Genomic DNA, 23,505 nt, shown 5'->3' with positions numbered 1-23,505 from the left:
ACATAGTATATAGTTATGTTAACTTAATTAGAAACCTTAGCAAAAGACTTTAAAGCAAGGAGGCTTGAGATTCAATGACCATCGCAGTAAGCCGCGCGCCAGAACGAGGATGGTTCGACGTCCTCGACGACTGGCTCAAGCGCGATCGATTCGTTTTCGTCGGCTGGTCCGGCATCCTGCTGTTCCCCACCGCCTACCTGGCAATCGGGGCATGGCTGACCGGCACCACCTTCGTAACCTCCTGGTACACCCACGGCTTAGCCTCGTCCTACATCGAAGGCTGCAACTTCCTGACCGTGGCCGTGTCCACTCCCCCCGACAGCCTGGGTCACTCCCTGCTGTTCCTGTGGGGACCTGAAGCTCAATGGAACTTCGCCCGCTGGTGTCAGCTCGGCGGTCTGTGGACCTTCACCGCCCTGCACGGCGCCTTCGCTCTGATAGGCTTTATGCTGCGTCAGTTTGAAATTGCCCGTCTGGTGGGTCTGCGTCCTTACAACGCGATCGCCTTCAGCGGTCCTATCGCCGTGTTCGTCAGCGTGTTCCTGATGTATCCCTTGGGACAATCGAGCTGGTTCTTCGCCCCGAGCTTCGGCGTGGCGGCGATTTTCCGCTTCATCCTGTTCTTCCAAGGCTTCCACAACTGGACGCTGAACCCCTTCCACATGATGGGCGTCGCCGGTATCCTCGGCGGAGCGCTGCTGTGCGCCATTCACGGGGCGACGGTGGAAAACACCCTCTTCCAAGATGGTGAAGGTGCTAACACCTTCCGCGCCTTCGAGCCGACCCAAGCCGAAGAAACCTACTCCATGGTGACGGCGAACCGCTTCTGGTCTCAGATTTTCGGCATCGCCTTCTCCAACAAACGCTGGTTGCACTTCTTCATGCTCTTCGTCCCCGTGACGGGACTGTGGATGAGCGCCATCGGCGTCGTGGGTCTGGGTCTGAACCTACGGGCTTACGACTTCACCAGCCAAGAAATTCGCGCGGCTGAAGACCCCGAATTCGAGACCTTCTACACCAAGAACATCTTGCTCAACGAAGGTCTGCGGGCTTGGATGGCTCCCACCGACCAACCCCACGAAAGCTTCGAGTTCCCCGAAGAGGTTCTACCTCGCGGGAACGCGCTGTAATCGTAAGTTTCGACGGCATGGCTATCGGTGCAATGCCATTGACTTTCAAATCCAAAACAGCGTCCCCTACCGCTCGGTGGGGGATTTTTTTTGAGGGCGAAAATCGCGATCGCCAAGCTCGACAGCGGAGATTTCGATTCGATTGTGCTATCCTATCGGCAGTGAGAGCGATAGAGTTCTCAATGTTGTTTCAAAATCTGGAGGTGGTGCCCGTGCAAGATAGTTGTAGTAAATTTCAGGGTCTCCAGGTTGGACTGTACCGGCTGTGTGCCGGGGCTGTTCTCTAGGCGACAGCTTGCGCGATCGCGCAAACAAATTTCGCGTCGGAGGACAAGCTAACTTGGAGTTCCTCCCGGCAGTCAGGTTCCAATCTGTAGATCCGCTAGACCGCTCTTGCTCTTTCGTGTTGACACACGTACTTCCGAGCAAGAGCGGATAGTTTTTGGGGACGAAACCGTTTGCCGATACCGGTCGATCGAAGTGCCAGCGATCGGTTCGATGGGAAATCTCGACGATCGCGATCGCCGATTTGACAAGCTACGCTATCTTGAAAAATAAGTTGTCGAGATGGCTCTGTCGTTTGACAAAGACCCTCTCGAGAGCCGACGTTCCCAAGGAAATTTTATGGCACTGTTAAGCGACAGCGAAATTAAAACGAAGCTCAGCGAACTTTCCGGGTGGGAGCTGCACGGAAAAGAAATCCAGCGAACCTTTACCTTTGAAAATTTCGTCAAAGCGATCGACTTCGTCAACCGCTTAGTCGAACCCGCCGAACAGGCCGGCCACCATCCCGACCTATCCGTTTCATATAATAAAGTCACGGTCAGTCTGACCAGCCACGATGCTGGAGGCTTGACCGCATCCGACTTCGAGATGGCTAAAACCCTCTCGAGCCTATAACTTTCTTGTGCGGTTCGAGCGCCGCTCGAGCCGAAACCTAGGCATCGCTTCTCGAGTCGCTCCTACTCTTCCCTCGGATCGGCGATCCGATTTCAACAATGTCAGCTTGTGACCCAGATACTTTCAATCCCGATCGCGATCGACTCGGGCTTGTCGAGCAGTTGTTAGAAATTGGTACCGCCCTCTCCGGAAGTTACGATCTTTCGGAACTCTTAGGGTTGATTCTCTCGAAAAGTCGAGAAATCACCTGGAGCGACGCGGGAAGCGTTTACTTAGTCGATCGCAGCGATGACTGTCTCAAACTGCTCTTTAAAACAGCACAGAACGATTCCCGACCGAATATCTCGTTTCGGGAATTCGCCATGCCGTTAACCCCCCATAGCTTAGCGGGATACGTGGCGCTGACGGGAGAAACCCTCAACCTCCGCGACGCCTACAATCCTCCTCCAGAAGCACCTTACGAACTCAACCGCAATTTCGATCGCGACATCGGTTACCAAACGCGATCGGTGTTGGCGATTCCCATGCAAAATCGCAAGGGAGACGCCATTGGTGTCTTGCAGCTCATCAATCGCAAAAAACAGCCTGACGTTCGGCTCAATCCAGCCAACGTCGTGGAAATGACGCAGCCTTATTCCCAGTGGGAGGAGCGCATCGTGCGATCGCTGGCCAGTCAGGCAGGAATCTCCATCGAACGCAACAACCTCCAAGACGAAATCGAAAACTTATTTGAAGGCTTCGTTCGCACTTCCGTCCAGGCGATTGAAATGCGCGATCCCTGCACCTCGGGTCATTCCGAACGCGTCGCGCAACTGACCGTCAAACTCGCCGAAGCGGTCAACGCCACTGACAGCGGCCCGTTACAGTCTGCGTACTTCGACGCACGCCAGATTCGAGAGCTGCGCTATGCCGCCCTACTGCACGATTTCGGTAAAATCGGCGTTCCCGAAGCCATTTTAGTGAAAGAAAAGAAACTTTACCCAGAACGCCTCAATACCATTCGCCAACGCTTCCATTTCGTACAACGGACCTTAGAACTCGAATGCGCTCGTCAAAAGTATCGCCATCTCCTCGAACGCCCGAACAACGATGAAGACGAGCCGCTCGACGCACTGCTGAACGCCTGCGATCGCCAGTTGAAAGACCGCATCGCTCAACTCGAAGACTATTGGCAACTCGTCGCGAACGCCAACGAACCGGCGACGATATCGGATACCCCTTTAGACCGACTCGAAGAACTCGCCGCCTACCAATACACCGACATCGACGGTTCCCTCAAACCGCTGATTACCGACGAAGAACTGAGCCAGTTGAGTCTCTCGCGGGGAAACCTCACCCCGGAAGAACGGGCGGAGATCGAAGCCCACGTCAGCCATTCTTACGAGTTTCTCAAACAAATTCCCTGGACGAAAACTCTATCCGGCGTTCCCGAAATCGCTTACGGCCATCACGAAAAACTCAACGGAACGGGATATCCGCGCGGCTTGACTGGCGAAAACATTTCCCTGCAAACTCAAATGTTGACGGTGGCCGATATCTACGATGCCCTCACGGCTGGCGATCGCCCTTACAAACACGGGTTGGGCGTCAGCACCGCCCTCCACATCCTCCGTCAAGAAGCTGCGCGATACGCCATTAACCCCGATTTACTGGCCGTGTTCGAGCAACACCAAGTTTACGCCACCGTCCGACCGTCAACTCAGGCGAGGCGGCTGCGAACGGCGTGAACGGCGCGGGCGCAGCGTTCCCGACGCTCCCCAAGCTACGCGATCGCTGCCGTCCCAGGGTTGGAACTCGAGTCGTCCCGCCCAACGCTGCCACACCAGCCACGCGATCGCGTCGAGGTCGTCGCGGTTGTCGAGGGTCGCCCGTTCGATCGCGGGAACGCCGATACGAGTTCGCCAAGCCCCGCACAGCGCTCCAGCGAGGGTTCCGGCGAGGGTGCGATCGCGCCCCAGTTCACCAGATCGCCTCACCGCCAGCTCCCAGTCTCCCTCAGCACTAAGAACGCAGTACAGCACCACGGACAACACCGACTCTTCCCGCCCCCTCAGACGCACCCCGTCGAGGCGTTGTCGGGTGGGGGTCAGCCAGACATCGGGGTCGAGATGCTCCTGTGCGAACGTCTCGGAAAGGGAGTCGATCGCGAGGCGATCGCCCACCGCTGCGGCCACGGTTAACATCACCGCCAACGCTTCCGGTCGTCGCACTGACGGGGGATTTAAGATCGAGGCGATCGCCTCCGACGCGCGATCGCTGCGATCGTGAAGCAACAACGCCACCAACAACGCGCCGAACAGGGGCGTCTCGGACACCGACACCAGATCGCAGGCGTCGCACCGCACGAACCGCTCGGCAGCCTCCCGTTCGGCATCGCCCATCCAAACGAGAGGATCGTCGGGAGAACAGCTCAGACGATAGCCGAGTTCGGCACCGAGTAGCGTGCCGCGAAATCGTTCGAGAAGTGACAGATACACGGAACTAGCGATCGCTCAGAAGTTGGTGTGCCTCTAAAATCGTGCGTTCCGTTTCGTCCCAACCCATACATTTATCGGTCACGGACACGCCGTATTTCAAATCCTTCAACTCCTGGGGAATTTTTTGATTGCCCTCAAACAGATGAGATTCCAGCATCGTTCCCACGATCGACGAATTGCCCTGGCACACCTGGCGCACCACGTTTTGAAACACGCTCGCCTGACGCTTGTGATCTTTATTCGAGTTGCCGTGACTGCAATCGATCGCCAAACGAGGGGGCAAACCGGCATCTTTTAACTGCGTTTCTACTTGGCGGATCGAGTTCGTGTCGAAGTTCGACTTTCCGCCTCCCCCGCGCAGAATGATGTGAGCGTAATTGTTACCGCTCGTATTGAACACGCTCACGCGTCCCATTTCGTCGATTCCCAGAAAACTGTGGGGACCGCGAGCGGCTTTCATTGCGTTGACGGCCACTTCAATGCTACCGTTCGTGCCGTTTTTCAAACCCACGGGCATCGATAACCCGCTGGCCATTTCCCGGTGCGTTTGAGATTCGATCGTCCGGGCCCCGATCGCCGACCAAGAGATGGCGTCGCTGATATACTGCGGCACGATGGGATCGAGGGCTTCTGTGGCGGTCGGGAGTCCGAGGTCTGCGATGTCGAGGAGTAATTCCCGAGCCAACAACAATCCTTTCTCGATATGGAACGAGTCGTCCATGTCGGGATCGTTGATCAACCCTTTCCAACCGACCGTCGTGCGCGGTTTTTCAAAGTAAACGCGCATGATTAACAGCAGTCGGTCCGAGACGCGATCGGCTAAGGCTTTCAAGCGTCGGGCGTATTCCCGCGCCGCATCTACGTCGTGAATCGAACAGGGACCGACCACGACGAAGCAGCGAGAATCTTTTCGGTCGAGAATATCTTCGATCTGACGGCGAAAGGCGTAAACGGTTCGCTCCATGCCATCGGTCAGCGGGAGCTTAGTTTTAATTTCAGCAGGGGTTAGGAGAACCTGCGAATTCGCGATATGGGTATTTAACAGTTGTTGCGGCATCGTGCGTACTCGGAAGACGGCGAAATTACGTCGATCGGCGATCTCTTATCTTAGAACAGTTTATCGAGCGATCCGGCCGTGCGATCGCGAGACTTTACCTCAATGTCGAGGTGGCTTCCGCCTCGGCGCTACTCGCTTTTTTGACGGCGCGACACGGACAGTTCCATCATCTCCGGTAACGTGGCAAATCGATAGCCTTCGGCTTCTAATCGGTCGAGAATCTCGGGAAGGGCGGCCACCGTGCGGGCGCGGTTCCCACCGCCGTCGTGTAGGAGAACGACCGCACCGGGACTGGCGCGATCGACGACGTTGTTGACGATTTCGGGGACAGAGACGGTGTAGTCTAAACTATCGAGCGACCACATCATCACTGCGTAGTCCTGCTGGGCAGCGCGATCGGCCAGACCGTTGGTGAGGTTGCCACCCGGCGGACGGAAAAAGCCAGTGCGAACGCCTGTCACCTCGTAAATGAAGTCTGAGGTGCGATCGATTTCTCGTACCGCTTCGGTCGTACTGACGGGATGGTAGCGGTGATTCCAACTGTGGTTGCCGATCGCGTGATCTTCTGCCACGATACGACGAAGCAGATCGACTTTGTTTTCTGCGTGACTGCCCACGACGAAAAACGTCGCCCGCGCGTCGTGTTTGCGAAGAATATCGAGAATTTGCGCGGTTTCCGTCCAGGGGCCGTCGTCGAAGGTCAAGGCGACGACACGATCTTGAGATGGCAGCGGTACATCGTAGACCGTTTGCCCGCGAAACTCTTCTGGGGCGACGTGATAGACGGTTGGCGGATTTTGGGCGAGTTCGAGTTGGGCTTGCGTACTCTCCCAAATGCGATCGACTTGCTGTAACGAGACTTGGGCGTGACTGGCAACTACGGCTTGAACGCGAGGAACTTCGACCGTCGGTAAGGGATTCGGCTCGTCTTGAGGAAGGGTCGCCAGCAAGACTTCTTGGGGAAGCGGCCGAAACGCCAGCAACAAAAAGCCTAAGTTGAGCAGACTCGTCGAGACGAATTTTTTTCCAAACGATTCGCAGTGATTCCCGATCGGACTCCGTCGTTTGACGGAACGGTGTTTGGGGCGAGAGGCGATCGGATACGGGACGCGCGGAAACGTGGGCTTTTTCATCTTGAGTCGTGTAGGAGGAAACGCACGGAATGCAGGTCACAGTGGCGACAGACGCACGATCGCACCTCAGCTCGTTTCGGACTCGCAGGCGATCGCGCACGAGACGAGGAGATGAAACGGGCGATCGCACCTCCGGTTGACAGTCCGGTTTGAAAACCTGCTGGAGTCCGACTCGAGATCGAGGGCGGGATCTCACTTCGGCGGAACGGACGGTATAGTGGGATGCTGAGGCTTCCGGGGCTAGTCTAGCCCGAGTTGTCTCTTCGCGCAAAGTCTGCTGTTTCGGTTCGCCGTCTTACAACGATTTTTATCGACGATGCATCCGTATCGTATCGATACAAGAGACGCGCAGCGGTTTCCGAAAATTCTCACTTCAAGTTTAAAAACGGGGCGATCGCGACGACATTCCTGTCTGAAACGTCTCGAAATTTAAAGTGTTGTAACGATATTGGGAAAACTTCATCGGTCGGGATGAAGCTCTTTCTACGATAAAAATAGAGAATATATTAGGACTAGGAGGGTGGCAGGGTGTCCGAAAGACATTTTAAAATAAATCGATTTAAATTCAAAAGTTGGTCGCTGTGGTCTGTCGTTACCCTGCCGATCGCTTTATTCGCAACTGCTGGCCGTCCGATCGCAAATATCGGGCTGTCAAACGCCGAGAGATCGCCCGACACGACGAGCGATCTCGTCCAAACCCAGATCGCGCAGGATATTGCCCCCGTTCCCGACGGAATCTATTTATACGGCGAAGATTCCGTTCCCAACCGCATCGGAACCGCTTACATGGTATTCGAGGTACGCCACAACCGAGCCGTCGGTGCGTTTTATATGCCGCATTCTTCGTTCGATTGCTTTTACGGTCAGATCGGCGCTCGAGAATTCGACGTAACGGTCGTCAACAGTTACGATCGCACCGCTTACGCGTATGCTGTAGCTCGAGCCGATTCGGCCGTCGCCTCGGGATCGAACGTCGCCGTCACCCCGGAATTTACGGGTTTTCATCGGATCGAACCCCTCAGCGATCGCGATCGGGAGATGGTAGAAACCTGCACCACGCAGTTACAGGGCGAGTTGAGGTGAAGACAGTCACCAGTCACCAGTCACCAGTCACCAGTCGCCAGTCGCCAGTCGCCAGTCACCAGTCACCAGTGCAGAGATGAGGCGATGAGGGGAAACGGTTCCCTGTTCCCTGCTCCCTGTTCCCTGTTCCCTGTTCCCCGTTCCCTGTTCCCTGTTCCCTAAAAAAGCTTCCCCGATCCTCATCTCAATCGCCGAGGAAGGGACGACCAAACGGGACGAGTCGAACCTTGACGGCGAACGTTCGTGGCACAGTGCAAGTTGCCTTTCATCTCGTGATATTGAGCGTCGTCGATAAAGGAAACTTGAAGATGTGTGGGAGCTACGAGACGGCGAAATTCGGCTTGTAAGACATCCTGTCCGTTGACGATCGCCCCTTGGGGATCGGAGACCAACAGGCGATCGCCTAGGACGACCAAATTCACCAAATTCGGCCACAGGGAATCGCCGATTTCCCCATACAACGCTGGAACGAAGACTACGCGATCGTCCTCGATCTCGAATTCTCGTTTCAGACGAGCGACGATGGGGTTGACGCGTTGCTGTTGGAGTTGCAAATTTCGAGCGAGGGTATCCGTATCTTCGAGGAATTCTCTGACCGTCCGTTCGGTACTCAAGCCTCGCGACATCACTGCATCGCCGAATCCGCGACGTTCCAAGTTTCGCAAGAACTGCACGCCGGTTTCCGGGGACGTGACGAGCATCAAAAATCCACCGTCGCGATGGGGAACGAAACTCACCACTTCGTCCACGTGGCGAATGTGTAACCAAGCGGTATCGATCGCCACGGTCGGCCCTTGCAGTTCCTGCGCGTCGAGAAACTCTACAATATCCGGGTGCATGGACACGCCGTCGGCGGTTCCGTATCCGGGTGCATGGACACGCCGTCGGCGGTTCCGTAGTAAATTCGTCCCCAAGGATACCCCGGTAGTGGCGGCGTGACTTCTAAATTACCGTACCAATCGATCCAAGCATCTTCTTCGGGGAGTTCGCGGGGTTCGGCGACGGAAAACCAACCCGTGTCAGGTTTGAGGAGCGATCGCGCGAATCCATCTAAGTTCGGATCGCGAACACCCTCCAGTACGCTGGGCATCACGTGTAACCGACCGCGACTGGGAAACTGTACGAAGCCGATTTCCATGGTATCCTGCATCCACAACAGCCCCGTGGGATCGACGGTCAGGGGAACGCGAGCGGCTTGGGTTTGCTGTTGCAGCATCGGTAAAAACGCGTCGGTGACGTCGAGGGGACTGGCGAAGATTTCTTGCGGCGTCGCGGTGTTGGGTAGCATCAACCAAGGCGTCACTCGCAGGGCGATGCGATCGACGGCGAGGCGTTCTCCGCTTTGACGGGCTGTGGCTTCGAGGGTAGCGTAACCGTTCCAGTGGCGATCGGCGAACTGCGTGGCTTCGAGTCCCAACACCACGGTTTGACTGGCGGCGAGGGGCGTTTCGCCTCGTAAGTCCACGGGAACCCAGCCGCGATAAGTACGTTGGAAGGCGCGGAGGTAGGGACGAGAAGCCACGTCGGATTGTAGAAACAGCGGGACGCCTTGCAGTTTTTTGGGAACGCGCAAACGCACGAGGGCGAGTTCGCGATCGCGGGCGAAACTGGTTGGGGTTGCATCTTGCCAGTCGGGGGTTCCGTTGCGGTTGTCGTCGTCGTGGTTGAAGGGCAACAACGCCCCGCGTTTCCAACTCCAAGACTGTCGCTGTCGAACGTCTGAGCGATCGACGACGCCGTCGCGGTTGGTGTCGCCGTACAGTCGAAAATCGGGAGACTTGGGGGGATTGAGTTCGACGATCGCCTCGGTGTCGTCGGAGAAGTCTTCTTCTAAGAGGCGATCGCCCGCGACGAACCCATTAGAATCATCTTTAGAATCCCCCTTTTCGGCTGTGATTTGGAAAGATTGCGATCCTCCTCGCACGACGAACGTTCCCAAGAGAACCGCGATACCGAGCCAGACGAAATACCGTACTTTCATGAATTCCCTTTGGAGGTTCGAGAGAGGTGAGAACCCCCACTTTGAGATTAAGGCAAATCCATACCTCTCTGACGTAAATCGTTTAAAATCGCTTCGTTTCCGGCTTCGACGACCTCGTCTGACAGGGCAGTGAGGGGATTGTTATCGATGTAGAGGTATTTGAGCTGTTGCAGTCGTCCGAGTTCGAGGGGTAAGTCGTTGAGTCCGGTGTTGCGAACGTTGAGAATTTCGAGGTCTGACAGTCGAGTGATTTCAGAGGGGAGTACGCCGAGGGAAACGTCCCACAGTGCGAGACTTTTGAGTCGCTCGAGCTGTAAAATCTTCCGAGGAAATTCGAGAAAGGCGTTTCCTCCGATAGAGAGTTCTTCGAGGTGTTTTAGGTGGGCGATCGCGGGGGGAAAGTGCTGAAATTCGTTATCGCTGACCGCTAGCGATCGCAAGTCTTGGAGTGCGGCTATGTCTTCGGGTAACTCCGAGAGTCGGTTATGACTAACGGACAATACTTTAAGTCGGGTCAATCGCGCGATCGATACTGGAATTTCGCGAAGTTGGTTGTTATAAAGATACAGTTCTTCTAAGTTTTCTAAATTCCCGATCTCGCGAGGAATAGATTCGAGTCGGTTATCGTAAGCATACAGTATTTTTAAAAGCGTTAAATTTCCAATTTGTTTCGGTAAAATTTCGATTTGGTTTCCTCCGATCGCAAACTGACGTAAGTTTCCCAGTTTCGCAATCTTTGAGGGAATTGACGAAATTTCATTTTGGTTTAACGATAAATTATGAAGGTTCTCGAGCTGCAAGATTTCGAGGGGAAATTCTCTCAGTTTGTTTTGACGTAAAGACAAATCGCGAAGGCGCGTCAATCGATAAAAATCGGAGGGCAGCTCTGCAATCTGATTCGAGCGCAGCGAGAGTTCTCGTAACAGCGATACTTTGCCGAGATTTTGAGATATTTCTTGAATACGATTGTTATTTAAAAACAGTTTTTCCAGTCGCTTTAAATTGGAAATGCGATCGGGAATTTCAGATAAAAAATTTCCACCTAAATATAATTCTCGCAATCCCGAAATTTCAAAAATCTCCGGAACAAATTCCTCAAAGCGATTCCATTCTATATCGAGGATTTTTAAGTTCTTTAGCTTAGTAAATTCAGCCGGAAGCGATCGCAACTGATTTCCACTCAAGCTCAAGGCGTTGAGACAAGACAGATCGCCAATTTCTGGCGGGAGTTCAGACAAGTTTAGATCGGACAAATCGAGGGATTTGACTTCAGATCTCGCTGCCTGGTGTAACGTTTCTAATAAAGAATTTTGAGTCATAAAAGAGGTAGAGCAAGCCACTTCGCGATCGATACAAATTCAACGTTCTTGCAAACACCCCGACGTGCGATCGACTTTAACACAGTCTCTAACGAGAGAAAAGGGGATATTTCGCTCGTAAAATAATAAGGTCAAACCTTCAGAAAAGCTTTACAAAACGTGACTTTAATTGACTTTTTGAAACTGTACGATCGAGAACGCGACTACCTCAGCGATCTCCGCCAACAAGGGCAGGGAACAGCCACCCTTCCCAACCAGTTCGCCTCGGGGGATACGACCCAAACCAGCAGCGTGTTGTGGGCGCGGAGTACCTCGAGCGAGGAAGATCTCGACTCTCGCAACACGTTTGTCGCCTTCGAGTACAGCTGGGATCCCGACTTTAACATTGTTAACACAGCAAGTGGTACTCTCGACACCTCTGACGTTCCCGTCAAAGTCGAAGTTTCCAACCTACAACCAGATACTCAATACTACGTGCGTGTGACTGATGGCGTCGGTAGTTCCACCGTCGGAACTTTTCGCACTCCCGCCGACGTGGGAACCCAAACCGGATTGCGTTTCGGCGTCGCCCCCGACTGGCAAGGAGAACTCAATCCCTACCCCGCAATTCGCAACGCCGACGATCGCGATCTCGAATTCTTCGTTCTCCTGGGCGATACCATCTACGCCGACACGCGATCGCCCGCAGTAGAAAAACCCCAAGCCGAAACCCTCGAGGAATTCCGCCTCAAATACGACGAAGTCTACAGCGATCGCTTCGGACTCAACGCCTGGGGAGACTTGCGATCGTCGACCAGCGTTTTCGCGACCATCGACGACCACGAAATCACCAACGACGTACCCGGTGGCGCTCCGCCGTCCGTCGAAGCGTCTTTCGAGGGCGATCCTGCCACCTTCATCAACGACGCCCAACTCTACGAAACGGGGATGCAGGCGTTTCAGGAGTACAACCCGATTCGAGACGAATTTTACGGCGATACGGGCGATCCCGTCACGGCCAACGAACGCAAACTCTACCGCTTCCAAACCTACGGCAGCGATGCGGCGATTTTCGTTCCCGACACGCGATCGTTTCGAGACGAACCCTTGCCCTTCCTTCCCGACACCGCCTCCCCCGAAGCCGCCGCCGAATTCCTCCAAGCCTCCTTCGACCCCGATAAAACTATGTTGGGGGCAGTGCAACTCGAAGAGTTGAAAACTGACCTCCTCGCCGCAGAGAATTCTGGCATTACCTGGAAGTTCGTCATGTCTTCCGTTCCCATCCAAAACTTCGGTACCACCGTCGCCGGGGAACGCTGGGAAGGCTACGCCGCCGAACGCACGGAATTCCTGAAATTTATCGAGGACAACCAAATCGATAACGTGGTTTTCGTTTCGGGAGACTTCCACGGCAACGTCGTTAACAACGTCACCTATCAAAACGGCTTCGGACAGCCGCAGATTCCCACGGACGTTATCGACATCATGACAGGGCCGGTGGCGTACCAACTCAACCTCGGAAACGGCCCCTTTGGTGCGCCCTTCGGTGCGGCGACGGTGGCGTTTACGCCGACGGCGATTCTTCCCCAAGCCCAGAAAGACCGCTACGGGACGTTATCGCGGGCGGAAAAAGACGCGTTTATCGAAGATGTCGTCAACGCTCGTTTAGTGAAGTTCGGGTACGATACCTTCGGGTTAGAGGGGTCGGGCATCGACGCGACGCTATTACAGGGGACTTATTCCCAGTCTCACGTTTTCACCTGGACGGAATTCGACATCGACCCGGCGACGCAAGCGTTAACGGTGACCAGTTACGGCGTCGAACCCTACAGCCAAGCGGACATCGAAGCCAATCCCGAGGCGATTTTGGCGTTGCAACCGGACGTCACGATGCAGTTTGTCGTGGGGGCGAAAAATCGGATAACGGGAACGGAAGAGGCTGAAACGTTAGTCGGCAATGGGCTCAACGACGAAATGCGGGGTCTCGGCGGCAACGATCGCCTGTTGGGAAACGCCGGAAACGATACGTTACTCGGCGGGGGCGGTAGCGATTTTCTCGATGGCGGCGATGGGGTAGACACCGCCAGTTATGCCGAGTCCAGTGTGGGGGTTAACGCCGATCTCAAGTCGGAAGTCGTTATCCAAGGCTTCGACCCCAACGCCCCGCGAGATGCCGACCCCGATACTTTTTCCAGCGTGGAAAACCTCGTCGGGTCGGCGTTTGACGATACTCTGACGGGAACGGGGGGAGATAACGAGATCGAAGGGGGATTGGGGGAAGATGTGCTGACGGGAAGCGGGGGAAGCGATCGCTTCGTCTTCCGTTCTCCCAGCGAGGGGGGCGATCGCATCACCGATTTCGCCGCCGACGATCGCCTGTTGGTGGCCGCTACGGGGTTCGGTGGCGGTTTGGGGGCAGGAATTCCCCTCGATTACAGCGATCCTGTGGGGGTGTTCGACTCGACGGGAACCTTCGTTAGCGGCGCGTCTCCAGTGCCAAACCAGCCAGTGGCAACGTTCTTGTACGACGTAACGACGGGAACCCTCAGTTACGACATCGACGGAACTGGGGTAGCTGGGGCAGTGGCGATCGCGACACTCGAAAATATTCCGACTCTAACCCGTTCTCAGATCGCAGTTGTAACATAATCGATTCAGTTCGCGGCGTATCATAGAAGAAATTGGGTTGACATCCTACCCAGGAAGATCGGGGCGATCGCACGATCGTCTACCGCATCTAAGACTGTCAACTCTGCATTCTCGATCGAAATTTTGCTCTAGACCCTATGGACATTACAGACCTCAACGACCTCGAAAGTTCGGTAAACAGTTTGTTGTCGTTGGCAAAAGCCGAACTTGAAGAAAAACGTCTCCAACAGCAACGGGAAGAACAAATTCAAGACGCCATCAAGGATATCGAACAACGTCTACAACCTCTGTTAGCGCAAGTCGAAGCGATGTTGCGCCAGTACGATGCCGAACAAATCGACGACAGCATCGGACGGCAAAAACTCGATGACAAAGCCAAGGAACTACGCCAACAGCTTGAAAGCGCCCCGTTGTTAGCCGCCCAACTCGTCGATCGCCAACTCATCTTATATGAAGAACGGCTACTCGACGAACAACTGGCAGAACAAACGAATCAGTGGCGACACGCTCTCAAACACGACCTTCTCGATACGATTTCCGAACAGCAAGATTTCTTTAGTGCAACAGATGCGGCTGTGGCCGTTCGCGGTTACGTGAGCGATCTCAAAGCGATCGGCGCCCTCGAAGAAATTGTCGAATTCCTCATCGAACGGATTAACGAACTCAGCGAAGAAGGCCCCGTCGCGCGTCTGCGGGGAACCCACGAACAGACGTTAAATTTTATCTACCACAAAGCGATGGAAAATCGCTCTCGGGTCGAACGTCCGACAGAAGTTCAACCAAGAACTCGCCATCGCACGTCGGCGAAACGCCCCAATCCTTACGCGGCGTTATCGGGAAAAGTGGTCGTCTTTGGCGGTCACGATCGCTTAGCAACGTCGGTGAAAAACCGCTTGCGGGAGTCAGATGTGGATTTAGTGTGGTGTACGGCACAAGACGGCTTACAAATGGCACAACAAGCTGAAAGCCACATCTATTCGGCGGATTTACTTTTAATTATCACCGGATATGCAAGCCACTCGCTGACGGAAAAAGCGATGCAAGTGGCTCAAAAAGCGAGCAAAACCCCGGAAATGATTAACACGACAGGAATGACGCGGGTGTTAGAGGCGATCGAATATGGTTTAAAGACCCAACTCCTCGCCAATCAGTTCTCGAAAACCGCCTGACGGAATGGTGAGGAGAGACTGAAATTTCCGGATTTCTGAACATTGACTCTCGAGTCTTTGTTTCTTGAATCCCCTTGTCGTAGGGTTGTTGTCGGCAACGACCCTACGGTTTTTTATGTCGAGACGAGGTAGCGACGCAGGAAACTTTCGAGGGATTCCATTTGAATGTCGAAGACGGACTCGAGGGTGTGAATTTCCTCGGAAGTACAGAAAAATTCGTTCGCGAGTAGGATACGCAAGGTTCCAAGGGAACGTTGTAAGTCTGGGTTGACGAATCCCAATCCCGTTCGGATTCCGTCGAGGACGGACAGGGGAAGGTTGAGAACGATAGGCTCTTTGTTAAAGACGCGGCTAAAGATTTTGGGAAAGTCTTCCCGTTGCAAGATTTCCGGGCCGCCGACGGCGAAGATACGGTTTCTCGCTGCTTCGACAGTCGTAGAATCGACGGCGATTTGCGCGAGATCGTCGGTACTGACGATCGACGTGCGGTTTTTCAGGTCGCCAATGGCGAAGTAAATTCCCGTGTGTTGGAAGCGTTCGGCGAGGGGAAGCAGGTTCGAGGCGAATCCCGAGGGTCGCAGGATCGTGTAGTTGAGGTTACTTTTTTGGAGGTAGTTTTCCACTTCCCGTTTGGCTTTGAAGACGGGGGAATCTTGATAGCCGCGATCGACGCCTAAGACGGAAGTATATACAAAGTGTTCGACGCGGAACTCTTTTCCGAAATCGATGAGGTCGATATTGGCGCGGTAATCGACATCTTGAGCGTTTCCCGACCCCGAACCGTGAGCGCTCACGATGTAGCGCACGTCGCGACAGGCTTTGCGGACATCTCTTTCTTGGCGCAAGTCTCCGATAAAAATTTCGGCTCCCCGCTGTTCGAGTTCGGCGTAGTTTGAGGACAGACGCACGAAAGCTCGAACGGGAAGGTCGCGATCGCGCAGCAATCGCACGATGCGTTTTCCAAGACCGCCAGTCGCACCTGTGACGAGATACATAGCTGTTTTTCGATAGGTTTTACAACGAGAGGGCTTGCAATAGCACTCTTTATTCTTATTATGTCCAGTTTTGAGGAGATGCGAGATACGATATGGATTTCTCGTGAGAAACTGATTTTTAAGAACGGCGATCGCTTCCAGTTTCACTGGACTCTGGCCGGTCTACTTCTACCGACTCTCTTCAAAGCAGTTTTTCAATATTGCAATTTTCGACATAATGAACCGTCTCTACTGTTCCACTTCGATCGAGTAAAACATCAAATTAAATATTTTTGAATTTAGCATAAAAATATTATATTTCAGGCAATAAAATTACAAAATATCTATATTAACAAAATTTATTTTTTAGATTCTGTTAATTCATTTTAATTTTAATTTTTTTGAAAAAATTAAATTTTATTGAATACAAAACCCGAACTCAAATACTGGTTTTGTCCAATCCGAAACGTCCCTCTCTGTGTCCTCTGTGTCTCTGTGGTGAAGACTTACAGGACTTACGCAGTTCGATCGAAAATACATTAAATGGAGAGATCGGCGAGCAATCTTTACCCTACAAATAGTGTAGATATCTAACTCAAGAATAGACAAAAAATTGTTGCACAAAAATGTAATTGTACATTTTCAAGTCAATGGAAATACGATGTCACTTTAAATAAAATCTTTCCGTGTGTTTATCAATTCAACAGCAGAAAATTGCGTACGACGCGATCGGGATCGATCGAGTTTGCCCGAGTCTTTGTTGATTTTTCATTCAATTTACCTAGAGTTAGGGAATTCGACATTCCAACAGCCTCGGAACGACAAACTCTAACGCCAGTCGGGTTTCTTCCACTTCCGTTCGGGGAAAAGAACAGGCCGCATCGCCACAGCCAAACCGCAAAATCTCTCCCGTTGACCAAAACGCTTGGTTGGGAAAATGACCGACTGGGTACGGACGCGTGGAGTCTGTCCACCCGACAGTCTCCCTAAATTCAGTGTAGGCACGATCGCGTTGAGGATATTTCCGAGCCAAAAGCGTCCACAAATTCCGTTGGACGCTCAAACCGTAGCGATCGCCGCTGCTGCGTCGCCACAACGCATCGATTTCGGCCAGTTCTGCACAAGGAAACTGGCGAAACGCTCGCCCATCGGGTAACACTGCACCCCGCCCCAATCTCGCCCAAGTCATCTCGCTGGCGTGTTGCCATTGCCGCTGTTGCAACGCCCGCTCTAACTCTAGCATCGAGGGAATCGGTTGTGGTGTCGGTGCGATCGCGGGTTGAGGCGCTTCGTCCTGGGCTTGGGTCGTCTCGGACGGGAAAATCGGGGCGATCGCCTCGATTCCCCCGATGGCAATTCCGGCGAAAAGGGTTCCCGCCAGCAGTCTCCCCACGGTTCCAAAAACGCTCGATTCTTGCGACATCTCGGCATACTCTCCAGGCGATCGCCCCTACGATATGCGGCACTTCGACGCGAGAAACCGGCGATCGCGACAGTTCGCCGACAGGAACGGTTCGAGACTCACTCCTGCGACAGTCGCTTCACCTCCTGTCCCCCCAGTAACGCGTCGGCTTCTCGTAACATCGCCAGAACCACATCTCGATGAGGACTGTTTTTCAAACAGGACTCGAGCGATCGCACATCGACTTTATCGACTTTTTCACCGGGGAACCAATGACCGCCGTTTCCCAACAGGTTGTACCGCATCTTCCCGTATTCAACTAAATCGTAAGCCACCGCCAGATTTCGCAGCCACAGAATCGCCGCAATATTCACCTCTCCCGGCGTTTCCTCCCAACTGGGAAGTCCCCGATGCCAGGTTTTATACCAGGTTTCTCCTAAAGCGTCGATCGCCGCCCGTTCGAGACGGTCTAAAATCGGTGGAAGTAGTTCCTCGGCGCGATCGAGTAACGGTAACACCTTTAAATGTTCGTCGAAATCCGAGGGACGCGCCGCCCCCAAACTCAAGGTGTGAACCTGGGGACGACTCAGACAGAACAGGTTGTTAAAGACGATCGGCGACAGCGGCCGACACAGTTGCACCAATTTCGGCGAGGGTTCGTACAACATTCCCCCTTTATTGGAAGGACTGATGATAAACACCCCCATGTCGTGGCGTCTGGCGGCTTCGATCGCCGACCAGTTGGCTTGATTGATGTAATACCAATGCAAGTTGACGTAATCGAACTGACCCGATGCGATCGCCTTTAAGATTAACTCCGTCGCACCGTGAGTCGAAAAGCCGATATAGCGAACGCGACCCTGTTGCTGAAAGGTTCGCGCCTCGTCCAAACAGCCACCGGGTCGCAGAGTATACTCGAGCAGTTCTGGTGTGTTAATGCCGTGAATTCCCAGCAAGTCCACGTAGTCCAGTTGCAGGTTTTGCAAGGACTGCTTCAGCGTCATGCGAAACTCGAGAGGATCGTCGGTGGGAATCACTTTTGTCTGAACGATGAGTTCTTCGCGGGGAAGTTGCGGGAGAATGCGCCCCAGTTGAATTTCCGAGGTTCCGTATCCTCGCGCCGTTTCGATATGATTGATTCCCAATTCCAGCGATCGCCGAATCGTCGCCTCTAAATTACGCTGGCTGGCCTCGGGAATCTCCGCAGGCGGAACGTCCTTCCACGAATGTTGGTAGCGCATTCCCCCACAGGAGAACAGGGGCATTTGTAACTCGGTGCGTCCAAAGCGTCGGTATTCCACGATCGGTTCTCAAAGCGTTACATCGTATTTTCTCGCACGGCCGACTTCGGAATCTAATCTGCAAAGTTACCTCTAAACCCAATTCTTGATGTTAGATTAAGAGTTCGCAGAACTCCGATTACCGAGTGGGTATGCAACAACACGCGATCGGTGCTTGATACAACTTCCGTGCTGTAAGTACACTGAGAGTACATTAAGATCGTACACCACAAATTAAAATTATTTGCCAATTCAAAAATGAAATGCAATATCGGCAGGTTTATTTCCCATTGCCACTACAGAATTTGGTATCAGACGAGAGGATGAAACTGGCGGATCGGGAGCGAACTTGATTGTCGAATGGGTATTTGTAACATCTGTTAGCGATTCAGTAATAGAAGTTATTATGGCGATCGCATCTAGAACTCAAGGTTACAGGTTCCTTACATCAAGACGAGTTATTAAAGAATTTAGTCTCGATTCAGGCGACTGATAACAAAGTAAGGCTAGAGACTGAGACGAACGAGTTGTATAAAGAAACATAGTACGATCCTCCCACTTTTGAATCTATTTTAATGAGATTTTGTAGTATCGTTCGACTTTTTTGAACGAAAAGGGAGCCAAGATAGCAGTGTAAGGTAAAAAATCGTGTAGAACTAGGCTGTAAACAACTTTTGAAATTTCTCTGTAAATTCCTTTTGTCTAGGAAATTTATGAGGTTTTGGACGATCGCACAAAAAAGATCTATGGTGACTGGATTTCATATGAGTAGAGAATCACCTATACCCGCCAAATCGCTCGGGCTGTACCCACAAAAAAGAGCCACTGAATTCAGGTTTCTTATTCGGCTTTAACGACCCCTAACCATTGCGCCATTGGGACTAACGTAAATCCTTGAATCGCAACAGAAATCAGAACGATAAAGAAAACTAAATTAAAAATAGTTGTAGCATCTTCCAAGCCTACACTAATAGGGATAATTGATAAAATAATCGGGACTGAACCCCGTAAACCCACCCAAGAAATAAAACCTTTTTCTCGAAAATCATAAGAAAATAAGGCAAGAGAAATCGAAACACTGAGGGGACGTGCGATGACAATTAAGAATACTGCAATGACTGTAGCAACCCCAGCGACGGAAAGCAGTTGAGAGGGAAATACCAACAATCCTAAAATCGAAAACATAGTAATTTGCATCAACCAAGATAGTCCATCGTGAAAATCTACAATCCTCTCTTTTTCGGAAAAATTTCGACTTCCTGCCACGACTCCTGCTACATAAACCGCGAGAAAACCATTTCCTAGGCAAAGTGTGGCTATTCCATAAGTTAGTAAAACCTTGGCGATCGTTGCAACAGAGTACAAACCTTTAAGATCGACTTGAAGTCGGTTGCTATCTAAACTTATAATTATCCCCATTCCATACCCGACCAAAATTCCTACTATAATTTGCAGCAACAAGTTTAATAGCAAATCAGCGATCGAAACTGTAGAGGCACTTAAGAGTTTCACTAAAGTCGTGGTTAACAAGACTGCCATCGGATCGTTACTACCCGATTCTAGCTCCAGTAAAGGCTGTAAATTTCCCTTCAATTTAATATTGCTAGACTTAAGCATAGAAAAAACAGCAGCCGCATCAGTCGAGGAAACAATTGCCCCTAGTAATAACCCTTCTAGCCAACTAATTCCCTCAAAGCCGACCTGAAAATTTGAAAAAGATCTTAAAATAAACCACGCAAAAGTTCCCAAGGTTAACATCGTTAAAGCAACCCCAACAGTTGCCAATATCGTCCCTTGCAAAAGAATCGGCCGTACTCGTTTCCATTGCGTATCTAGCCCCCCAGAAAAGAGTATAAAAATCAAAGCAATATCGCCAATAACCTTAGCTGCTTGATGGTTGTCAAAATAAATTCCACCAATTCCTTCCGATCCTGCAATCATTCCTGTAAACAGAAATAGCAGTAACGCAGGAATTCCGATTTTGCTGGAGAGCTTACTGGCATACACGCTCACCTGAGTGAGAATAAGCAGGTCATACAAAAAAAAAGGAGGTATATTACAGATTATAAAGTGTTTCCCCAGAAAGGAGTCAGAGGTATGGGAGCCAGACTGAGAGTGTTTCTCAACCGTGAAGAAGAAAGAACGCTCTGGGAGATGAGGAAGGCAACGACGGTGAGTCAGCGAGTCAAAGACCGAGCCGAAGCCGTTCGTCTGAGCCACCAAGGGTGGTATGTCGAACAGATAGCCGAGCACCTGCACCAAACGGTCAAGACGGTGAGGAAAACTCTCAAGACTTGGATAGATAAGGGATTAGGGGGACTGTGGGAAGCCCAAGGACGGGGACGGAAAAAAACTTGGAATGAAGAAGACATCGAATATCTAGAAAACTGCCTCAGAAATGACCCAAGAACCTATAACAGCGAGCAACTGGCGGAAAAACTGCGCCGCGAACGACAAGTGAACCTGAGTCCTGAGTATCTGCGTCAGATCCTCAAAAAAAGGGGGTCATTTGGAAGCGGACCCGAATAAGCCATCAACAACGACAAGACCCCCAAAAGCGCCTAGCTAAGCAAAACGACCTGGAAATGCTCGAACTCGCTGCCGCGGCTGGAGAGATTGACTTACTCTACACGGACGAATCGGGATGCTGTTTGTGGAGTGCCGCCAGCTACAGCTATTACTTCAAGGGAGAACAGAAACGGCAAGAACAGACGAAGAAACGAGGGAAACGAGTGAGTCTGTTAGGGCTATGGCAACCCTTAGTGACTTTTGTCTGTAGTTTGGCCTTGGGCAGTTGGAAAAGTGAAGACTTCATCAAGCTGATGGACGAGCAAGCCCATGAAGCCCAGAAAATTTACGAACTTACGGGTCGAATCCGCGTCATCGTACTCGATAATGGTTCGATTCACACGAGTAAGGTAGTTCAGCAGAAGTTCTCTCAATGGGAAGCTCAAGGACTGTACTTATTCTTCTTGCCACCCTACTGTTCCGAAATGAATCCCATTGAATTGGAGTGGGAGCATCTTAAACGTGATGAATTAGTCGGACAGATGTTTGAATCCGAGTCCGAATTGGCTTTTCACGTGACCGAGGGACTCGAAGCCCGAGGAGAGCGCCACGGACATTCTGTTAAGTATGTCAACCTTCGAGGTCTGAAATAATCCTTTACACACATTCCTTTTTTTCTCTGGGGCTACTTAGCAGACGCCACGCACAATTGTTCAAATGACATGATTACTGCTCGCTCCTTGGGTTTAAATTTTTGGTATTGCTGAACTCTAATGATGAGGATACACCAAATTCCTTCTAGAGCAGTTCTAGGGCATCCCCTTGGATCTTTTTCAAGGTTAGCTGAGTTGAATTTCCGAGGTTCCGTATCCTCGCGCCGTTTCGATATGATTGATTCCCAATTCCAGCGATCGCCGAATCGTCGCCTCTAAATTACGCTGGCTGGCCTCGGGAATCTCCGCAGGCGGAAAGTCCTTCCACGAATGGGGTGCATCTCAAAAATGTAAATTCATCAAATTGGGCGCACTCAATTTCCAGATCCCCGGCATCTTGGAGATGCCAGGGATCTTATACCGGAAGTGCTAATCGGGAATTTTGCCAACCCAAACTGATGTTTTTGCACTCATTGAGATGCACCCCACGAATGTTGGTAGCGCATTCCCCCACAGGAGAACAGGGGCATTTGTAACTCGGTGCGTCCAAAGCGTCGGTATTCCACGATCGGTTCTCAAAGCGTTACGTCCAAGCCCGAGGGGGCTTTACATTACTTTACCGGATTCGTTTTGCAGAAGGCGATCGCCCTCTAGAGTCACGTCAACCCCAGCAACCGCAATCCTCGTTTGAGGGCGTAGCGAATCGATTTAGCGTTAAAGTAAACCGCCATCGATCGCCATCCTTCCCGGCGAATTTTGCGGGTGTAGAATCCGATAGTATACAGTCCGTCTCGCAGGCGACGTCCGAGATAGTTTTTCTGAACGCCGCCGAGATCGACGCGAATGCCATAGCGGTTGTAATTACTCCCGTTGAGGGGATTGAGGGCGGTGAGTCCTTCCCGTCGCGCGAAGGTGGCGTACTCGAGTCCCCGTCGCGTTTTGGGGTGGGTGTCTTCCTCGATCCACTCCCACATCAACCAGATGGTTCCTGCGGCGAAAAACTCGGCTACGTCTCGCGTCACTCCCGAGGCTTTGAGATAAATTCCCACGGGTATTTCTCCCCAAGGTCCATGTTGCCAAACGAAATCCGGGTCGAAAAATGCTTTGAAGGCAACGGATGCCGTTCCGTCGATTTGAAGGCGCACGACTCGTCCGATCGCTCCCTCTCCGGCATAGTCTAGGGTGAGGCGGACGCATCCGCGATCGCTGACGAGATCGAACCGGGCGTTTGGGAACTTGTGACGACTGACATACTCGGCGAGATCGTCACAAAACTGGCGTAAGGTTTGGGTGTCAATTTTCCCTATGACCGAGGCGAATATAGAGGGGGGAAATTCACCGAAGTACGAGGGTTGGGGGGTGCGTTGACAAAGTCGGTGAAACTGCCAGGCTGAAAGCAGTTGGGTTTGGGCGATCGCTTCGATTTTCGAGGGGCGGTTGGCGGTAGCTTTTATCGATTTCAATTCTGGTTCGGTCACTCTCACTCTAAAATTTCTATTTTATAGATTTTGAAAAGTACATCCATATCAGATTTTTAAAATTCATTCATTTTAGATTTTTGACGAGAATCGATGATTGGAATTTGTAATATTAAAAATATGCTTTTTTTCTAGATTGAGTATTTAAATAATCTTTATTTAAATGATGTGAAATTACACCCGAAACAGCTTTAACCCACATTCCGCACTTCAAATGTAGTGTATAAGTAGTATAAATTGAATCGGAAAAGAATTAGGTATTTCGACTCAGCCAACTGACCCCTTGACTTGAAAATAACATTCAAGAGCCAACTGACTTGACAAAAATAGTAG

19 protein-coding genes and 1 pseudogene are annotated in these 23,505 nt (G+C 51.9%); 9 read left to right on the top strand and 11 right to left on the bottom strand.

Annotated elements, in window-relative coordinates:
* The first annotated feature begins 74 nt into the window (after positions 1-74).
* The 4 genes from psbD to GEI7105_RS0105820 all read left to right on the top strand — a co-directional run bounded on the left by psbD (position 75) and on the right by GEI7105_RS0105820 (position 3,757).
* Positions 75-1,130 carry a photosystem II reaction center subunit D2 gene (psbD, locus tag GEI7105_RS0105840; protein WP_017659542.1) on the top strand — a complete coding sequence of 352 codons (1,056 nt, stop codon included), beginning with the start codon at positions 75-77 and terminating at the stop codon, positions 1,128-1,130.
* Positions 1,131-1,572: 442 nt separating this feature from the next.
* Complete coding sequence (locus tag GEI7105_RS36800; RefSeq protein ID WP_144053684.1) at positions 1,573-1,767, top strand: hypothetical protein; 195 nt, start codon at positions 1,573-1,575, stop codon at positions 1,765-1,767.
* Positions 1,755-2,030 carry a 4a-hydroxytetrahydrobiopterin dehydratase gene (locus GEI7105_RS0105825; RefSeq protein ID WP_026097463.1) on the top strand — a complete coding sequence of 92 codons (276 nt, stop codon included), beginning with the start codon at positions 1,755-1,757 and terminating at the stop codon, positions 2,028-2,030. Before GEI7105_RS36800 ends, GEI7105_RS0105825 begins: the two co-directional genes overlap by 13 nt.
* Positions 2,031-2,128: 98 nt before the next feature.
* Positions 2,129-3,757 (top strand): HD family phosphohydrolase, encoded by a 1,629-nt coding sequence (locus GEI7105_RS0105820; protein ID WP_017659538.1) that lies wholly within the window; start codon positions 2,129-2,131, stop codon positions 3,755-3,757.
* Here the strand turns inward: GEI7105_RS0105820 and GEI7105_RS0105815 are convergent.
* From GEI7105_RS0105815 to GEI7105_RS0105805, 3 genes are all read right to left on the bottom strand, one after another.
* The gene (locus GEI7105_RS0105815) at positions 3,725-4,507 is read right to left on the bottom strand and encodes an ADP-ribosylglycohydrolase family protein (RefSeq protein WP_017659537.1); all 783 of its coding nucleotides are present in this window, start codon (positions 4,505-4,507) and stop codon (positions 3,725-3,727) included. The genes GEI7105_RS0105820 and GEI7105_RS0105815 overlap by 33 nt on opposite strands.
* 4 nt (positions 4,508-4,511) lie before the next feature.
* A complete protein-coding gene (locus tag GEI7105_RS0105810; RefSeq protein ID WP_017659536.1) occupies positions 4,512-5,564 on the bottom strand; it encodes a 3-deoxy-7-phosphoheptulonate synthase in 1,053 nt (350 codons plus the stop codon).
* Positions 5,565-5,692: 128 nt separating this feature from the next.
* Complete coding sequence (locus tag GEI7105_RS0105805; protein ID WP_017659535.1) at positions 5,693-6,697, bottom strand: polysaccharide deacetylase family protein; 1,005 nt, start codon at positions 6,695-6,697, stop codon at positions 5,693-5,695.
* Between the two features lie 528 nt (positions 6,698-7,225).
* Here GEI7105_RS0105805 and GEI7105_RS33180 point away from each other — a divergent pair.
* Positions 7,226-7,780, top strand: coding sequence for a hypothetical protein (locus GEI7105_RS33180; protein ID WP_017659534.1), 555 nt, complete (start codon positions 7,226-7,228; stop codon positions 7,778-7,780).
* A 179-nt stretch (positions 7,781-7,959) separates the two neighbouring features.
* Here the strand turns inward: GEI7105_RS33180 and GEI7105_RS40360 are convergent, their stop codons facing one another.
* Genes GEI7105_RS40360 through GEI7105_RS29240 form a run of 3 tightly spaced genes read right to left on the bottom strand, consistent with a single transcriptional unit; the run spans position 7,960 to position 11,080 of the window.
* Positions 7,960-8,619 (bottom strand): protein-arginine deiminase family protein, encoded by a 660-nt coding sequence (locus GEI7105_RS40360; RefSeq protein ID WP_026097461.1) that lies wholly within the window; start codon positions 8,617-8,619, stop codon positions 7,960-7,962.
* Entirely contained in the window at positions 8,601-9,761 is a 1,161-nt protein-coding gene (locus GEI7105_RS40355; RefSeq protein ID WP_026097460.1) for a protein-arginine deiminase family protein, read from the bottom strand. Before GEI7105_RS40355 ends, GEI7105_RS40360 begins: the two co-directional genes overlap by 19 nt.
* 47 nt (positions 9,762-9,808) lie before the next feature.
* Positions 9,809-11,080: a leucine-rich repeat domain-containing protein gene (locus tag GEI7105_RS29240; RefSeq protein ID WP_017659532.1), complete on the bottom strand. Its 1,272-nt coding sequence runs from the start codon at positions 11,078-11,080 to the stop codon at positions 9,809-9,811.
* A gap of 159 nt (positions 11,081-11,239) precedes the next feature.
* Here GEI7105_RS29240 and GEI7105_RS29235 point away from each other — a divergent pair, with 159 nt between their 5' ends.
* Positions 11,240-13,708: an alkaline phosphatase D family protein gene (locus GEI7105_RS29235; RefSeq protein WP_017659531.1), complete on the top strand. Its 2,469-nt coding sequence runs from the start codon at positions 11,240-11,242 to the stop codon at positions 13,706-13,708.
* A gap of 137 nt (positions 13,709-13,845) precedes the next feature.
* Positions 13,846-14,877, top strand: a complete 1,032-nt coding sequence (locus GEI7105_RS0105765; protein WP_017659530.1) for a DUF2325 domain-containing protein — start codon at positions 13,846-13,848, stop codon at positions 14,875-14,877.
* 113 nt (positions 14,878-14,990) lie between these two features.
* Here the strand turns inward: GEI7105_RS0105765 and GEI7105_RS0105760 are convergent, their stop codons facing one another.
* The 3 genes from GEI7105_RS0105760 to GEI7105_RS0105750 all read right to left on the bottom strand — a co-directional run bounded on the left by GEI7105_RS0105760 (position 14,991) and on the right by GEI7105_RS0105750 (position 18,554).
* Positions 14,991-15,872: an SDR family oxidoreductase gene (locus GEI7105_RS0105760; RefSeq protein WP_017659529.1), complete on the bottom strand. Its 882-nt coding sequence runs from the start codon at positions 15,870-15,872 to the stop codon at positions 14,991-14,993.
* A 766-nt stretch (positions 15,873-16,638) separates the two neighbouring features.
* Positions 16,639-17,274, bottom strand: a complete 636-nt coding sequence (locus GEI7105_RS0105755; RefSeq protein WP_017659527.1) for a GUN4 domain-containing protein — start codon at positions 17,272-17,274, stop codon at positions 16,639-16,641.
* Between the two features lie 98 nt (positions 17,275-17,372).
* On the bottom strand, positions 17,373-18,554 hold the full coding sequence (locus GEI7105_RS0105750) for an aldo/keto reductase (protein WP_017659526.1): 1,182 nt from the start codon (positions 18,552-18,554) through the stop codon (positions 17,373-17,375).
* A 247-nt stretch (positions 18,555-18,801) separates the two neighbouring features.
* Here GEI7105_RS0105750 and GEI7105_RS40950 point away from each other — a divergent pair, with 247 nt between their 5' ends.
* Positions 18,802-19,026, top strand: coding sequence for a DUF3124 domain-containing protein (locus GEI7105_RS40950; RefSeq protein ID WP_083862327.1), 225 nt, complete (start codon positions 18,802-18,804; stop codon positions 19,024-19,026).
* Positions 19,027-19,373: 347 nt separating this feature from the next.
* Here GEI7105_RS40950 and GEI7105_RS0105745 read toward each other — a convergent pair whose 3' ends face one another.
* Positions 19,374-20,546 carry a potassium/proton antiporter gene (locus GEI7105_RS0105745; RefSeq protein ID WP_375339031.1) on the bottom strand — a complete coding sequence of 391 codons (1,173 nt, stop codon included), beginning with the start codon at positions 20,544-20,546 and terminating at the stop codon, positions 19,374-19,376.
* 84 nt (positions 20,547-20,630) lie between these two features.
* Here GEI7105_RS0105745 and GEI7105_RS35835 point away from each other — a divergent pair.
* Positions 20,631-21,694 (top strand): annotated as a pseudogene (locus GEI7105_RS35835) (IS630 family transposase).
* A gap of 656 nt (positions 21,695-22,350) precedes the next feature.
* Here GEI7105_RS35835 and GEI7105_RS33165 read toward each other — a convergent pair.
* Positions 22,351-23,172, bottom strand: coding sequence for a hypothetical protein (locus GEI7105_RS33165; RefSeq protein ID WP_017659524.1), 822 nt, complete (start codon positions 23,170-23,172; stop codon positions 22,351-22,353).
* Between the last annotated feature and the right edge of the window lie 333 nt (positions 23,173-23,505).

Origin of the sequence: Baaleninema simplex PCC 7105 (genome assembly GCF_000332355.1) — a bacterium.
GTDB classification, from domain to species: Bacteria; Cyanobacteriota; Cyanobacteriia; order Cyanobacteriales; family Geitlerinemataceae; genus Baaleninema; species Baaleninema simplex.
This window is presented reverse-complemented; position numbering and strand designations above follow the sequence as displayed.